The organism is Campylobacter curvus, from assembly GCF_013372125.1.
Lineage (GTDB): Bacteria > Campylobacterota > Campylobacteria > Campylobacterales > Campylobacteraceae > Campylobacter_A > Campylobacter_A curvus.
The window spans coordinates 1105054-1120204 of record NZ_CP053826.1 but is presented as its reverse complement, the minus strand read 5'-3'; the positions used below and the strand labels follow the sequence as shown (position 1 = coordinate 1120204).

The 15151-nt window shown below is 44.8% G+C and carries 16 protein-coding genes; 12 read left to right on the top strand and 4 right to left on the bottom strand.

The features are described 5' to 3' along the window. Positions 1 to 2: 2 nt before the first annotated feature. The 10 genes from CCVT_RS05405 (at position 3) to CCVT_RS05360 (ending at position 9090) form a co-directional block, all read left to right on the top strand. Positions 3 to 206: a flagellar biosynthesis anti-sigma factor FlgM gene (locus tag CCVT_RS05405; protein ID WP_018136400.1), complete on the top strand. Its 204-nt coding sequence runs from the start codon at positions 3 to 5 to the stop codon at positions 204 to 206. 15 nt (positions 207 to 221) lie between these two features. Then, entirely contained in the window at positions 222 to 647 is a 426-nt protein-coding gene (gene flgN, locus CCVT_RS05400) for a flagellar export chaperone FlgN (RefSeq protein WP_018136399.1), read from the top strand. A 2-nt stretch (positions 648 to 649) separates the two neighbouring features. After that, entirely contained in the window at positions 650 to 2521 is a 1872-nt protein-coding gene (flgK, locus tag CCVT_RS05395; RefSeq protein WP_018136398.1) for a flagellar hook-associated protein FlgK, read from the top strand. Continuing rightward, positions 2521 to 3285, top strand: coding sequence for a TIGR02757 family protein (locus CCVT_RS05390; protein WP_018136397.1), 765 nt, complete (start codon positions 2521 to 2523; stop codon positions 3283 to 3285). Before flgK ends, CCVT_RS05390 begins: the two co-directional genes overlap by 1 nt. Positions 3286 to 3339: 54 nt before the next feature. Then, positions 3340 to 3876 carry a superoxide dismutase family protein gene (locus CCVT_RS05385; RefSeq protein ID WP_018136396.1) on the top strand — a complete coding sequence of 179 codons (537 nt, stop codon included), beginning with the start codon at positions 3340 to 3342 and terminating at the stop codon, positions 3874 to 3876. 180 nt (positions 3877 to 4056) lie between these two features. Next, entirely contained in the window at positions 4057 to 4818 is a 762-nt protein-coding gene (locus tag CCVT_RS05380) for a TSUP family transporter (RefSeq protein WP_018136395.1), read from the top strand. Positions 4819 to 4922: 104 nt separating this feature from the next. Next, entirely contained in the window at positions 4923 to 5600 is a 678-nt protein-coding gene (locus tag CCVT_RS05375; protein WP_009651173.1) for a F0F1 ATP synthase subunit A, read from the top strand. 97 nt (positions 5601 to 5697) lie between these two features. Continuing rightward, positions 5698 to 7122, top strand: a complete 1425-nt coding sequence (gene gatB / locus CCVT_RS05370; RefSeq protein ID WP_018136394.1) for an Asp-tRNA(Asn)/Glu-tRNA(Gln) amidotransferase subunit GatB — start codon at positions 5698 to 5700, stop codon at positions 7120 to 7122. Positions 7123 to 7150: 28 nt separating this feature from the next. Beyond that, complete coding sequence (locus tag CCVT_RS05365; RefSeq protein ID WP_018136393.1) at positions 7151 to 8041, top strand: NAD(P)H-dependent glycerol-3-phosphate dehydrogenase; 891 nt, start codon at positions 7151 to 7153, stop codon at positions 8039 to 8041. After that, on the top strand, positions 8038 to 9090 hold the full coding sequence (locus CCVT_RS05360; RefSeq protein WP_018136392.1) for a glycoside hydrolase family 3 N-terminal domain-containing protein: 1053 nt from the start codon (positions 8038 to 8040) through the stop codon (positions 9088 to 9090). Before CCVT_RS05365 ends, CCVT_RS05360 begins: the two co-directional genes overlap by 4 nt. A 187-nt stretch (positions 9091 to 9277) precedes the next feature. Here CCVT_RS05360 and CCVT_RS05355 read toward each other — a convergent pair whose 3' ends face one another. From CCVT_RS05355 to rarD (CCVT_RS05340), 4 genes are read right to left on the bottom strand one after another with little or no spacing between them, the layout of a single operon-like run. Further along, positions 9278 to 9745 carry a hypothetical protein gene (locus CCVT_RS05355; RefSeq protein ID WP_018136390.1) on the bottom strand — a complete coding sequence of 156 codons (468 nt, stop codon included), beginning with the start codon at positions 9743 to 9745 and terminating at the stop codon, positions 9278 to 9280. Positions 9746 to 9774: 29 nt separating this feature from the next. Beyond that, a complete protein-coding gene (rarD, locus tag CCVT_RS05350) occupies positions 9775 to 10620 on the bottom strand; it encodes an EamA family transporter RarD (RefSeq protein WP_018136389.1) in 846 nt (281 codons plus the stop codon). Next, on the bottom strand, positions 10617 to 11489 hold the full coding sequence (rarD, locus tag CCVT_RS05345) for an EamA family transporter RarD (protein ID WP_018136388.1): 873 nt from the start codon (positions 11487 to 11489) through the stop codon (positions 10617 to 10619). The genes rarD (CCVT_RS05350) and rarD (CCVT_RS05345) overlap by 4 nt, the downstream gene beginning before the upstream one ends. Beyond that, entirely contained in the window at positions 11486 to 12370 is an 885-nt protein-coding gene (gene rarD, locus CCVT_RS05340) for an EamA family transporter RarD (protein ID WP_018136387.1), read from the bottom strand. The genes rarD (CCVT_RS05345) and rarD (CCVT_RS05340) overlap by 4 nt, the downstream gene beginning before the upstream one ends. A 302-nt stretch (positions 12371 to 12672) precedes the next feature. Here rarD (CCVT_RS05340) and CCVT_RS05335 point away from each other — a divergent pair, with 302 nt between their 5' ends. Continuing rightward, positions 12673 to 14013, top strand: coding sequence for a class II 3-deoxy-7-phosphoheptulonate synthase (locus CCVT_RS05335; RefSeq protein WP_018136386.1), 1341 nt, complete (start codon positions 12673 to 12675; stop codon positions 14011 to 14013). A gap of 182 nt (positions 14014 to 14195) precedes the next feature. Then, entirely contained in the window at positions 14196 to 15149 is a 954-nt protein-coding gene (locus CCVT_RS05330) for an NAD(P)-binding domain-containing protein (RefSeq protein ID WP_018136384.1), read from the top strand. Positions 15150 to 15151: the final 2 nt, after the last annotated feature.

Genomic DNA, 15151 nt, shown 5'->3' with positions numbered 1-15151 from the left:
AAATGATAAATTCACTAGGTTCAAGACCAAGTTTCGGGGCAAATACGCTGACAAAAAGCGCAGATGTCAAGAAAGAACAAGCTGTCCAAAACGCGCAATCAAAGCAAAGCGACAAAGTAAGTCAGATCGCCGCTGCGATAGCTGATGGAAGCTACAAGGTCGATATCTCAAAAACCGCAAAGGCTATTGCAGATACGATCGCATAAATTTAAGGAAGATGGATGCTAAAGAAGTATTTGGACGATGCGATAAAAGAGCTTGATGATCTGATAAATTTAACGATCCAAGATATCGCAAACATAAAAGAGGCTAAACACTCGACCGTAGATGAGAGCGTAAAAAAGAAAAACGCGCTCGTTCGCGAATTTGAAGCGACGAAAAAGGCTTTGGACAACGAGCTGGTGCGTGTTTCTAAAGAAAACGGTACGGCTACGCTTGCCGGAGTGCTCGACGAGGAGATAAAAGAGAGATTGGTCTTGATGCGTTCAAAGCTTGAAGAGCTGCATGAAAAAAACAAAGAGTATGCAAAGCATGTCGTCGTGGTGAAGGAATTTTTCGACTCTCTTAGCAAAAGAGTGTTTGGAACGCACGATAGCGAATACGGACAAGACGGCAATTCAAAAAATATTTATAAAACGAGGGTTTAAGTATGGCGAACATTTTTATGTCTTTAAATACGGGCGTTTCCGGGCTAAATGCCGCACAAACGCAAATCAGCACGACCGGTAACAACATAGCAAACGCCGATAGTGCTTATTACACAAGACAACGAGTCGTTCAGTCCGCTTCGCCAGCTATGAACACGGTCCCGGGAGGCGTAGGCACCGGCACGCAGGTAGATACCGTAAAGCGCATACATGACGAATTTACGTATTCAAGGCTCAAAACCGCCTCGTCAAATTTAGAAAACACAGCATACAAACAAAGAATTTTGCAAGAGGTCACGAAGTATTTTCCAGACCTTAACGACAAAGGCATGATAAAAGATATCCAAGAGTATTTTGGCGCTTGGAATGACTTTGCCTCAAACCCGGACGAAGGCTCTCAAAAGGTAAATTTGCTGAATAAAGCGAGCGTTTTGACATCAAATTTAAGCCAGTCCGCAAAGACGCTTTATGCGCTACAAACCAAAGTAGACGAAACCATAAAGATAAATATAAAAGAGATAAATTCCTTAGCAAAGCAGATCGCTAATCTAAACGCTCAGATCCAGCGCGTGGAGGCCGGTGCTGACGCAGGCATAAAGATAAATGCAAACGACCTTCGTGATAAACGTGATGAGCTTGAGCTTGCTATGTCAAAGCTAGTAAACGTCTCAAGCTTTAAAAGCGATCTAAAGAGCGACGCAACCGTGGATACAGGCATAACCGATCAGGGCAAATTTTACACCCTAAACATAGGTGGCGTAAATATAGTAGACGGTCCAAACTATCACGAACTATCGATGAGCTCTACCGATACGGGAGAATTTACTAAAATTTATTACGAGCGAGAAGACGGCAAGCGCATACCGATGGAAGATAAGATAACAAACGGCAAGATCGGTGCGTCGCTAGACCTTCGCGGTAGGAACTACGATGTTAAAGAGCAAAAATTTACCGATGGGGCTATACAAAAATATATCGACAATCTCGATACCTTTAGCAAGACGCTGATAAATAGCACTAATAACATCTACGCCGAGTCTGCCGTCGAGAGGTCGAATTCCGACGAGATAAGCTACCTTGAAGACGATAAAACGCTTATGAATTTTAGTAACAGCATAAGAGAAGGCAGCTTTGAAGCCGTAGTATACGACAACAAGGGCAATGTCGTCGCCAGAAAAACGATAAACATAAACGGCACTACAACGATGAACGACACTACTTACGGAAATTCTATCGTGAGCGACTTTAATTTGGACTCAGATGACAACAACGATAACAATATGCTAAACGATGTGAATGACTATTTTCAGGCATCATACGACTACGATAAGACGACGAACAAGGGCACGTTTTCTTTGATACCAAAACAAGCTCAAGGGCTATACAGCATCTCTCTTGTCGATAAGGGCACGAATTTCCCTGGTGTCGTTGGAGTGAATAGATTTTTCAAAGGCACGGACGCTAAAAGCATCGGCGTAAATAACGACTTTGCGCAAGATCACACCAAGATAAGGGCATACTCAAAACCGGTAGTGGGCAACAACGAAGTAGCTAACAAAATGGTGCAGCTACAATACACCAAACAAACATTTTACTCAAACGGCACCGCACTTGATAGAGACGAGACGATAGAGGGGTATTATCGCTACTTCACGACCGATATCGCAAGCGATACGGAGGCAAACAACACTACTCACGATACAAATACCGCGCTACAAAAGACTGCGGAAGAGGAATTTCAATCTATCAGCGGCGTAGATACGAACGAGGAGCTCACTAACCTCATACGCTTTCAAGCCAGCTACGGCGCCGCAGCAAAGATCATAACGACCGTGGATCAGATGCTAGATACGCTTTTGACACTTAAACAATAATGGATCTAAAAGCCCTACTTGAGGCCCATGTTTTAGTAAAAAATACCGACATCGGGCTTTTTACGGCTGCTGATCCACTGCAAGTAGCTACTAAATTTAAAGAGCCAAACATCGCTTTGATATGCGCATTGTTCGCTTACGGCAATGCAAAGCTCATCGTTAAATTTCTAAATTTGCTGAAATTTTCCTTACTTGATGAGAGCGAGAAAACGATAGCTTTAAATTTGCAAAATTTCAAATACCGCTTTCAAAACTGCGAAGACGTGAGGCAGATCTTCATCACTCTTTCGCGCCTCAAAAAAGACGGCGACATCGAGGCTTTGGTGAAAAAAGGCTTCGAGAGAAACGGCCTTATGCAAGAGGGCGTAAACGAGCTCATAAAATTTATCTATTCACTCAACCCATACCGCTCGGACGGATACGAATTTTTCTTTGGCAGAGCGTATGAGGATAGGCCAAATTCGCCCTATAAGCGCTACAATATGTTCCTGCGATGGATGGTCAGAGACACCGACATCGACCTTGGACTTTTTAAAAATTTACCAAAGAGCGAGCTACTTATGCCGCTTGACGTGCACACGCATAGAGTATCGCTAAATTTGGGACTCATAAAGCGAAAAAGCTATGACTTTGCGGCTGTTAGCGAGCTAACGCAAAAGCTACGCGAATTTGACGCTAATGATCCCATAAAATACGACTTTGCACTTTATCGCATAGGTCAAAGCGGCGAGCTGGAAAACATCATACGAAATTTTAAACGGTAGGTTTACAATCTTTTGATATAGTTACAAACAAGTAACTTTTTAAAAGGAGAAAGTATGAAAAAGATAGTTTTACTTAGTGCCGTGCTTTGCGGCTTGTTGTTTGCTCACGAGGGGCATCATTTCGATCCAAAAGCAGGAAAACATCTAGTCATAGAGATGAACGAGCTTGGCGAAAAAGGCGATAAGAAAGTCGGTGAAGTCGTAGCGGTCGAGACAAACTACGGTGTAGCGTTTTTTCCGGATCTTAAGGGCATTAAAAGCGGAATTCACGGATTTCACGTTCATCAAAACCCGGACTGCGGCGCGACTGAAAAAGGACTGGGCATGAAAGCCGGTGGACACTGGGATCCGATGGATACGAAGATGCACTCTTTTGCATGGGACGACAAGGGGCATAAAGGCGACTTGCCGGCACTTTACGTCGATAGCGAAGGAAGTGCCGGTTACCCAGTCTTGGCTCCAAAGATTAAAAGCCTTGACGAGCTAAAAGGTCACTCTTTGATGGTGCACGTCGGCGGAGATAACCACAGCGACAACCCTAAAGCCCTTGGCGGTGGCGGAGCCAGGATGGTCTGCGGGGTCATCAAATAAATTTTTTAGCCCGCTTAGGTGATGAGCGCTTTTGCGGGCGCTTAAATTTCATATCTGATTTAATTACTTCGTAAATTTTGCTTATTTTTGTAAATTTCTTTTATTTATCGGTCATAGTGCGAGTTAAAATTTATAAATTTTTTTGTAAAATCGTGCCTTAATTCAAAAAAAGAGCTTGAAATGGAATTTGACCTTCTTTCGTATCTCGTATTTTTTGTGGCTGCATTTTTAGGCGGCTTTATCGACTCTATCGCAGGCGGCGGAGGACTTATTACACTACCTGCCATTATGGCTATGGGTGTTCCGCCACATCTAGCGCTTGGTACGAACAAGCTTCAAGGCTCGTTTGGCAGCTTCACCGCGACTTTAAATTTTGCCAAAAAGGGGATGATAAATTTCAAAGAAGCCAGTCTTGGTATCGTTTTTACCTTTATCGGAGCCTGCGTCGGTGCGGTGCTTATTTTGTTTTTAAATCCCGATTTTCTAAGGCTTGTCATACCGTTTTTACTTATAGCTATTTTCGTATATACGATATTTATGCCAAAAGTTGGCGAGAGCGACCGCAGGGCTAGGATGGATAAAAGAATTTTCTACGTCGTTTTTGGTATGATTTTAGGCTTTTATGACGGATTTTTCGGGCCGGGAGCCGGGTCGTTTTGGACCTTTGCGATGATAGCGCTCATAGGAGTGAATATGAAAAAAGCGGTCGCTCACACGAAGCTTTTAAATTTCACGAGCAATGTAGTCTCGCTTGGCATTTTCATAATCGGCGGGCAAGTGCTTTGGCTAGTCGGTATCTTGATGGGAGCAGGGCAGATATTTGGCGCATATATCGGCTCAAATTTAGTCATCAAAAAAGAGGTGAAATTTATCCGAGCCATGTTTTTGGTAGTAGTCGCAGCGACGATTTTAAAGCTCATTTACGATTATTTTGCCAAATGATTTTGAAATTTCGATCAATGGGCGTAAAATTTAGCGACCTTAAAAAAGGATTAATTAAAATTTCGCTATCATCACGTCAAAATTTATAAATTTAAGGTTAATGCATGAAAGATTTGTTTCTTTTTTCTGATCTGATTTACCACAACCATTTATTCGTTTATGCTTTTCACTTTTGTCTTGTCGCTATCATCGTCGTTTTAGTAGCAAAGCTTGCTACTTCTAAGATGCAGCTGGTGCCAAGAGGGCTTCAAAATATCGTCGAGGCTTATCTCGAGGGCGTCATCTCTATGGGTCGCGATACACTTGGTAGCGAGGCTTTAGCGAGAAAATATCTACCTCTTGTAGCGACGATCGGCTTTGTCGTGTTTTTTTCAAACGCCATCGGCATAATACCCGGCTTCGAGTCCCCGACTTCTAGCTTAAATTTGACCCTTACGCTCGCTCTCATCGTGTTTTTTTATTATCATTTCGAGGGCATTAAAAAGAACGGATTTTTCAAATACTTCGGACATTTCATGGGCCCTAGCAAGGCGCTGGCTCCGCTGATGTTTCCAGTAGAGATCATCTCTCACCTTTCGCGCATTGTTTCGCTATCTTTCCGACTTTTTGGAAACATCAAAGGCGACGATTTGTTCTTACTAGTCATGCTGACTCTTGCGCCTTGGTTTGCGCCGCTACCTGCGTATGCGCTACTGACTCTTATGGCGGTTTTACAAACGTTTATCTTTATGATGCTGACTTACGTTTATCTAGCCGGTGCCGTAGCCATCGAAGAACACTGAAATTTAAAGCCACGATTTCGTGGCTTTTAGATAACTTAAAACAAATACCTGATAAAATACACCTTTAAATTCGCATTTTAAGCATTAAAGGTTATCTATGTTCGAAGTCGTTATAGGACTTGAGGTTCATACCCAATTAAACACAAAAACGAAAATTTTCTGCTCTTGCTCTACCAGCTTTGGCGACGAGGCCAATACTCACGTTTGTCCGACTTGCTTGGCATTGCCGGGAGCTTTGCCCGTACTAAATAAAGAAGCCGTAAAAAAGGCGATCAGCTTTGGCACGGCCATAAACGCTAAAATAAATAAAAAATCCGTTTTCAATAGAAAAAATTATTTTTATCCCGATTTGCCAAAGGCATATCAAATTTCGCAGTTTGAGATACCTATCGTCGAGGGCGGCGAGCTCATCATAGACGTAAACGGTGAGAAAAAACGCATCGGCATCACACGCGCTCATCTCGAAGAGGACGCCGGTAAAAACATCCACGAAAGCGATCATAGTCTAGTCGATCTAAACCGCGCTGGCACACCGCTACTTGAGATCGTGAGCGAACCTGATCTAAGAAGCTCCGATGAAGCGGTCGCGTATCTGAAAAAGCTGCACTCTATTTTGCGCTTTTTAAACATCAGCGACGCAAATATGCAAGAGGGTAGCTTTCGCTGCGACGCAAACGTCTCGATCCGTCCAAAGGGCGACAGCAAGCTCTACACGCGCGTCGAGATCAAGAATTTAAACTCGTTTAAATTTATCCAAAAGGCGATCGACTACGAGGTAGAGCGCCAAAGTGCTGCGTGGGAAGACGGCAAATACGACGAGGAAGTCTATCAAGAGACGCGCCTTTTTGATACGACAAATTTGGTCACTCGCTCGATGAGAGGTAAAGAGGATAGCGCCGAGTATAGATATTTCCCGGATCCCGATCTACTGCCGGTTTTGGTCGATGAAGCGATGTATGACGAGGCGATAAAGATCCCTGAGCTGGCCGATGATAAGGTGGTGCGCTATCAAAAGGAATTTGGCGTCAAAGAGGATGACGCGCTAAATTTAGTAAGCACTATCGAGATGTCGCGATATTTCGAGGATCTGGTAAATGCCAAAATTTCACCAAAGCTTTGCGTGACATGGCTGCTCGTGGAGCTAAACGGACGCCTTAAAAATGGCGTCACCATCGAGACCAGCCCGATAAATAGCGCTAAGATGATCGAGTTTTTAAGGCGCATAGAAGCCGGCACGATAAGCGGCAAAGCCGGCAAAGAGGTGCTTGACTATCTCATGGAGCATCCCAGTGAAGACGTCGATGCCGTCATAGAAAAGCTGGGGCTAAAGCAAGTCAGTGACGACTCGGCGATAGTAGCGATAATCGATCAAATTTTAGCCGCAAACGCCGATAAGGTCGCAGAATACAAAGCTGGTAAGGACAAGATGTTTGGCTTTTTCGTCGGTCAGGTGATGAAAGAGGGCAAGGGCGCGTTCAACCCTGCTAAAGTAAACGAGCTTTTAAAATCAAGGCTGGCTTGAGATTGAGATCGAAATTTAGGGCACGAAAATGAAAATAGCAGTGATCGGAGCGGGCAAATGGGGCAGTGCGTTATTTCACGCGCTCGGGCAAAACAACGACTGCGTGATCAGCTCCAGGACGCCGCGCGATATCCCAAATTTCGTCAGTCTTGAGGACGCTTTAGCCTGCGATTACTTAGTCTTTACGATCCCTACCCAGGCTACCGCCCAGTGGCTGGAGCGAAATTTCAAAAATAACGGGCAAAAAATTTTAGTGGCCTCTAAGGGCATAGAGACCAAAAGTTCGAGGTTTCTTAACGAAATTTACGAAGGTTACGTCAGCGCGCAAAATTTGGCGTTTCTTTCGGGTCCGACCTTTTCAAAGGAGGTCGAGAAAAAATTACCCTGCGCCCTTGTCATAAATTCTCTAAATTTAGACCTTGCGGCGCGATTTGCGAGCTTTTTTCCAAGCTATATCAAGGCCTACACCTCAGACGACGTCATCGGTGCAGAGGTGTGCGGTGCGTATAAAAACGTGATCGCTATCGCAGGCGGGATCTGCGACGGTTTAGGGCTTGGCAACAATGCTCGCGCCAGCCTCATATCGCGCGGGCTCGTCGAGATGGCTAGATTTGGCAAATATTTTGGTGCAAAGGATGAGACTTTCATAGGTCTTAGCGGTGCGGGAGATCTTTTTTTGACGGCTTCTAGCATACTTTCCAGGAACTACCGCGTAGGGCTTGGCATCGCTAGGAACGAGGAGCTCGAAAAAATTTTAAACGAGCTAGGAGAGGTCGCCGAGGGCGTGGACACCGCAAGGGCGATAAGCAAGCTCGCAAAAGAAAAAGGCATCTACGTGCCCATAGTCGATGAAGTAGTAAAGATGCTTGAGGGCAAAGACGTTTACGAGAGCCTAAAATCGCTTCTGGGGCGCAAATGAAATTTAAAATTTTAGCCACCTTATGCTTTTTGGTATTGAATTTATGTGCGGCGGACGTGAGCCTAAGGGCCAAGGCCTCGCAGATGGTGATGGTGGGCTTTAACGGCACCAGCACTAAAGATGCCAGCGTCAGAGCTATGCTCAGTGACGTAGGATACGAGCGCTTTGGCGGCGTGGTGCTGCTTGGCAGAAACGTAAAGGACAAGGCGCAGCTGCAAACCCTGACAAAGGCGATCAAAGATAAAAATCCTAAAATTTTCATCGCCATAGACGAGGAGGGCGGCAACGTCACGCGTATGAAAGATGCGAGCTTTGGTGGACCCTATCCTAGCGCGAAAGAGGTCGCAGCTACGCTTGACATAAAGCAGGCGGCTGAAATTTACGAGCAAATGGCCGATGAGCTAAAGCAAAGCGGCATAAATGTGGATCTAGCACCAGTGGTTGATCTGCACGATGAGGCCTCGCCGATCATCGGGGCTAAAGAGCGGGCTTTTAGCGAAAATGCAAGCAAAGTGATATTTTATGCAAACGCCTTTATGGACGCGTTCAAAAGAGACGGCATCATCACGACGCTAAAACATTTCCCGGGTCACGGCGACTCAAAAGAGGACTCACACAAAAGCAAAAGTGAGGTCGTGCTGACAAAAGAGGCGCTTTTGCCATATCGTGACGCTATAAGCACGAACCGAGCCAAGTTCATCATGGTCGGACATTTGTATGTAAAAGAGCTTGACGAGGCCAATCCTGCGACCTTGTCTAAAAAGATCATAGGCGATCTTTTGCGCGGGGAATTTAAATATGACGGCGTGGTCATTAGCGACGATATGCTGATGAAAGGCGCTGGAGACGGGCCTTTAAAAGAAAAGATCATAAAATTTATAAACGCTGGCGGTGACATCCTCCTTTTTAGCGAATTTAAGATAGGTGAACGCAGGACTGCCGAGCTCGTGGTGCAGTATATCCTTGATGCGATAAATGAAAATAAGATAAGTAAAGAGCGTATAGACGAGTCTTATAAGCGTATAATGGCGCTTAAAGCCGCTCTTTGAGATAATGCGTAAAATTTTATGTATTTTGATCGTGCAGGCAGGTAAAAAAGCACGGCGATAAGCCTATCGCAGCTTGGACTTTCCTCTTTTTCAAGCGATCACTTGCCGTATCGAGGCGATCATAGCGCAAATTTGAAGGATTTAAAGGGCATTTCGCGACGGCCGACTGCATAAGTGTAACGAAATTTCAAAGCCTTGTAAATTCCTCTTTCAGGCTCTCTCTGATTTTATCGTTCGTCTCTTTTGGCTCTTTGAAATTTTCATCTACCAGCCGCTCGATCCTGCTTAAAATTTCCATCAGCTCGCTCTCCCATTTGCCGCTGTCTTTGGTGTTTGCGTTCATCGTCTGCACAAAGGTCAGCTTCTTGCTGATATTGCTTAGCTCCTCTAGGAATCTCTCCTGCGTATCCTCGTTTTTTAGCGCTTTGTCGTAAAGGGCGTGTTGCTTTAGCTCTCTTAGCTGTGCGTCGATGCTGTCGCAAAATTTTTGATATTTTTCGCTACTGTTTTGTAGCGTCAAAGCACCTATTTGTGAGCGCGGAGCGCCAAATTCCGCTTCCTCTTCATCAAGCCTTTTTGTAAATTTTTGTATCTGCAAATAAAGCAAGACGCCAGCCACCACCGCGATGATTATGTAAATTTCCATTTGATTCATTGTGTTTTCCTTTTATAAGTGTAAATTCCTTACAAGCTCATGATACCAAGCGCTAGCCAGATCAGGCAAAACGACACGAGTTTATAAAATTCTACCTTTTCGCCGTATACGAATATCGCTAAAAGCATCGATATAGTCGGGTTTATGTATTGCAAATAGCCCATGAGGCTTAAATTTATGCGCGTCGCACCGGCTGTGAAAAATAATAGCGGCACGATGGTGACCGGACCGCAAAGTATCAGTAAGGCGCCGTTTAGATCGGCTAGAAAGTGATTTTGCCCCGAGACGACGACATAGAAAATATAAACCAGGACTATTGGCAAGATCAGTAAATTTTCTACGAACAAGCCCTCAAGCGCAGGCACTTTGACCTGTTTTCTTATTAGCCCGTAGGCTGCCACGATGAGTGCTAAAAGTATCGACAAAACGGGCAGCGAGCCGATGGCAAAGACCTGTACCATGATGGCTATAAAGACTATCGCGATCGAAATTTTAGCTCCGGTTGAAATTTTCTCTTTTAAGACGACAAATCCTAGCAAAATGGAGATCAAAGGGCTTATGAAATTTCCAAGACTAGCCTGCAGTACAAGGCTCGCATCTACGGCATAGACGAATATACACCAGCTTGAAGCCAGTAAAAATCCGCTCGCAAACAGCCAAAAGCTCACGCGCAGATCAAGCAAAATTTTGCACGCTTTTTTAAACCTTTTTAGCCATAGTAAAACGAAAAATAAAACGACTGCCGACCAGATGAGGCGGTGAGCGACTATCTCGTATGGATTTACGCCGTCAAACTGCTTGAAAAAGACGACTAAAAAACCCCATAGCGTAAATGCGCTGATACCGTAAATGAGCCCCTTTTTCTCTTCGCTCAACGCCTTATCCTTCCTAGTGCGACGACAAGCAGCGCAAACCATATCAGGCAAAACGAAGCGAGCCTGTAAATATCTAGCGTTTCGCCAAAGACAAACACCGCGCAGAGCATACCGATGCTGGGCGAGAGATACTGCAAGTATCCGATCGTGCTTAAATTTATGCGCACGGTCGCAGCGTTGAAGGCCATGAGAGGCACGACCGTGACAAAGCTGGAGAGCACAAAGAGTATGGAATTTTGATTTAGCCCGAAGTGGCTTTGCCCGCTTGCGGCGAGATATAAAACGTAGCATAAAGCAAAAGGCACTACGAGCATCGTTTCGATGAAAAGTCCGTCTAATGCGGCTATCTTGATGCTTTTCCTGACTGCTGCGTAAAAGGCGAACGACAAAGCCGAAAATATCGCCACTAGCGGCAGGTCGCCAAAATGAAGTACCTGGACAGATACGGCGAGCACGACCATGCAGACTCCAAAAATTTCCATTTTGCCTAGCTTTTCTTTAAAAATGATCACGCCAAGGAGCATATTTACCAAGGGGTTTATGAAAGAGCCAAGGCTGCTTTCTAAAATTTTGCCGTTATTTACGGCATAGACATACACACCCCAGTTTAGGCTGATTAGTGTGCCGCTTAGAAAGAGCATTTTTGCGGTTTTCGTATCTTGAAGCAAAATTTTGATATTTTTCGCCTTTTTAGACATCAGCAAGAAAGCAGCCATCAGCGCAAACGACCAGATGATCCTGTGAGCTAAAATTTCATACGCGCTCACGTCCTTACCAAAAAGGCCAAAAAACAGCGGCAAAAATCCCCACATCAAAAACGCCGATAATGCGTAGATGAAGCCCTTTGTTTGCTCGTTAGGCGTATTCATCGCGCCGCTCGTTTTGAAATTTTGATGTTGTTTAGGCTGTCTATCATCAGTAAAACGATAGCCGCGCTTAAGCAAAACATCAGAAAATAAGAGCTCTCATCAAGCTTTTCGCCTATCATGAACGAGACTGCGAACATAAAAATAGGCTCTAGATACGTAAGCAGTCCTAAAACGTTTATGGGCACCAGGATGCTGGAGATGATCTGAGAGATGAGTGCGGTGCCGCTGATTAGGCCCATCAGCACTAAAAGATAGTAAATTTTAGGGTTTTTAGAAAGGACGAAGTCCATATCGGCAAGCGTGATGAAATAAGATGAAAACAAAAACATGAAAAACATCTCGATCGTAAAGCTGGGGAAATTTGCTATACCGTAAAATTTCCTAAGTCCGAAATATACCGGATACAAACAAAAAACACCGGCACTTTCCCAGGATATCCCCGAGCTTGAGACCAGGCTACTACCTACGCCCAAAACGGCAAAGGATATCGATAAAAGCTTGATCTTTGAAAGATGCTCTTTAAAAACGAGGCGCCCGACGATGACCATCACGATAGGCAGTATCAAGTAGCCGATCGAGACTTTCAGCGCCGCGCCGTTGCTTGGTGCCCAAAGATATAGCCACATCTGAAACGACGAGATCGAGGAGGTGACTAGCAAAACGGCTATGAGCTTTGGCTTTTGTTTTAGCGTGAGTAAAAATTCTTTGAAATTTCGCTTTTGTTTTAGTAAAAATATCGCCGCCACGATTAAAGGTAGCGTGAAAAGCATACGATATCCAAATAACGCCTCTCCGCCAAGTGGCTGCATGAAAACGGAGAGATAGTATATGCAACCAAACAAAAATGAGGCCAAAACGGAACACAAAATGCCTTTTAACATTAAATTTGCTCTTAGAGTTAAATTTGAATTCAGGATTATATGCCTTTTATGTTTAAGGTGCGATTAATGATTTCTGCTTGACTTTTTCAATTTTTGTTTAGCGTAGTCAAAATCTTATGAAGCGACGCTATCGCCGCCGATTTTGAGGGAAGCGGCAGCTGACTGCCAAAATCGTGCTATATGTTCGGCGCTTTGCGGAGCAAATAAGATTTGTGAAGCTAATATGATAAGTGTCAGCAATGGTTTTTTGATTTAAGCTTGCCGTGATATAATCGGGATTTAAATTTCAAAAGAGGTGCGCTATGAGCTGGAGCCGTGAGAGCTGGAGAGAGTATAAAATTTTGCAACAACCCGTATATCCCGATGCTGCTGAGCTAAAGAGTGTCGAGACGAAGCTAAAAGGACTTCCGCCGCTTGTATTTGCCGGTGAGGCTAGGAATTTAAAGGCAGAGCTGGCCAAGGTCTGCGAGGGCAAGGCATTTTTACTTCAAGGCGGCGACTGCGCCGAGAGCTTTGCAAATTTTAACGCCAACAATATCCGCGATATGTTCAAGGTCCTGCTGCAAATGGCGATAGTGCTTACCTTTGCCGGAGGCTGCCCGGTCGTGAAGCTAGGACGCGTCGCAGGCCAGTTCGCGAAGCCAAGGAGCAGCGATTTTGAGGAAGTAGGCGGAGTAAAACTACCAAGCTACCGCGGCGATATAATAAACGGCTTTGAATTTAGTGCAAGCGCTCGCGTGCCCGATCCAAAGCGCATGATAGAGGCTTATTATCAAAGCGCATCGACGATGAACCTGCTTCGCGCATTTTCACGCGGCGGTTTGGCGGATCTTCATCAGGTGCATAAGTGGAATTTAGGCTTTGTCAAAAAGCCCGAGATCAGCGAAAAATACGCGAAACTAGCCGACGAGCTTACAAAAACATTATCTTTCATGGAGGCTTGCGGTATCACCTCGCAAAACACTCCTACGCTAAATCAAACCGCCGTTTATACCTCGCATGAGGCACTTTTGCTGCCGTATGAGGAGGCGATGACCAGGCAAGACAGCCTCACGAACGACTGGTATGACTGCTCGGCGCATATGCTTTGGATAGGCGAGCGCACACGCGGCGTAAATGATGCGCACGTGCATTTTTTAAGCGGTGTGAAAAACGCACTTGGCGTAAAGATCGGCCCTACCGCCACTGCCGAGGACGTGATCGCCCTTGCAAACAGGCTAAATCCCGCAAACGAAACGGGACGACTAAATGTCATCATACGCATGGGCGCTGAAAAGATAGAGAAAATTTTGCCTAAAATTTTACGCGAGCTAAAGCGTGAGGGGCTAAATATCCTTTATAGCATCGATCCTATGCACGGCAACACCGTAAAGACCTCAAATAACTACAAAACACGCGAATTTGACAAGATAATGAGCGAGGTCAGGAGCTTTTTTGAGATCCACCGCGCCGAGGGCACTCACGCAGGCGGCGTACACCTTGAGATGACGGGACAGGACGTTACGGAGTGCACGGGCGGAGCCTCAAAGATAACCGAGCAAAATTTAAAACAGCGCTACGAAACACAGTGCGACCCACGTCTAAATGCCGATCAAGCTTTGGAGCTTGCATTTTTGATGGCCGATCTCTTAAAAAAGGCCTAAATTTAGGAAATTTAGGCTTGCAGTAAAGCTTTGCCGTCTCAAAAAGGCTTGGCTTTTAAGAGGCTAAAATTCATCTTTTTGCTTGCTTTGAAGCTTGAATTTCACGCTAAATTTCTTAAATTTTAATCTAAATTTGGATAGATTTAAAACAAAATTAAAGAAAATTATTGATTGGAGATACGATGGCAAATGTTTATGATCTCATCGTCGTAGGCGGCGGACCTTGTGGCATAGCCGCGGTCGTCGAGGCTAAAAGAAGTGGGTTGCATAATGTTTTATTGCTCGAAAAGGGCGACAACCACAGCCAGACGATACGTAAATTTTACAAAGACAACAAACGCGTAGATAAAGAATACAAAGGCCAAGACAGCACGATCCACGGCGTAGTGTCATTTGAAGATGGCACGAAAGAGAGCACACTTGATTATTTTGACAAGCTTTTGGACGACGAGAGGATCGAAGCTTTTTTCAACTCCGAAGTAGAAAGCATCAAAAAAGAGAGCGATCTCTTTCATGTTAGGACGGTATCTGCGGACTATAAAGCCAAAAACGTGATGGTATCTATCGGCAAGATGGGACGCCCGAATAAGCCGGACTACAAGATCCCGCCGTCATTAAACAATGTCGTAAATTTCAATCTCGATAGCTGCACCAACGGCGAGAAGGTCGTCGTCGTAGGTGGCGGGAATTCCGCGGTCGAATACGCCATCGAGCTTTGCCAATATAACAAAACCACGCTTGCATACAGGAAAGATAAATTTAGCCGCGTGAATGATACGAATTTAAGCGCACTTTGGGAGCTTGAGAAGCTTGGCAAGATAAAAGTGCGTCTAAATCACGACATAAAAGAGATCGACAACGAATCAGGCCGCGTAAGGGTGCATTATGCAAACGATAAAATTCGCGTTTATGACCGCGTCGTCTACGCCATAGGAGGCTCAAGCCCGATAGATTTTTTACAAAAATGCGGCATTGCCACGGATGAAAAGGGCACGCCTTTAGTCAATGAAAATTTTGAAAGCAATATAAAAGGTCTTTACGTAGGCGGCGACATAGTGCTAAGAAACGGCGGCTCTATAGTGGTCGCGCTAAATCACGCGCACACCGTGCTAAAAGATATACTCGCCCAAGGCTAGGA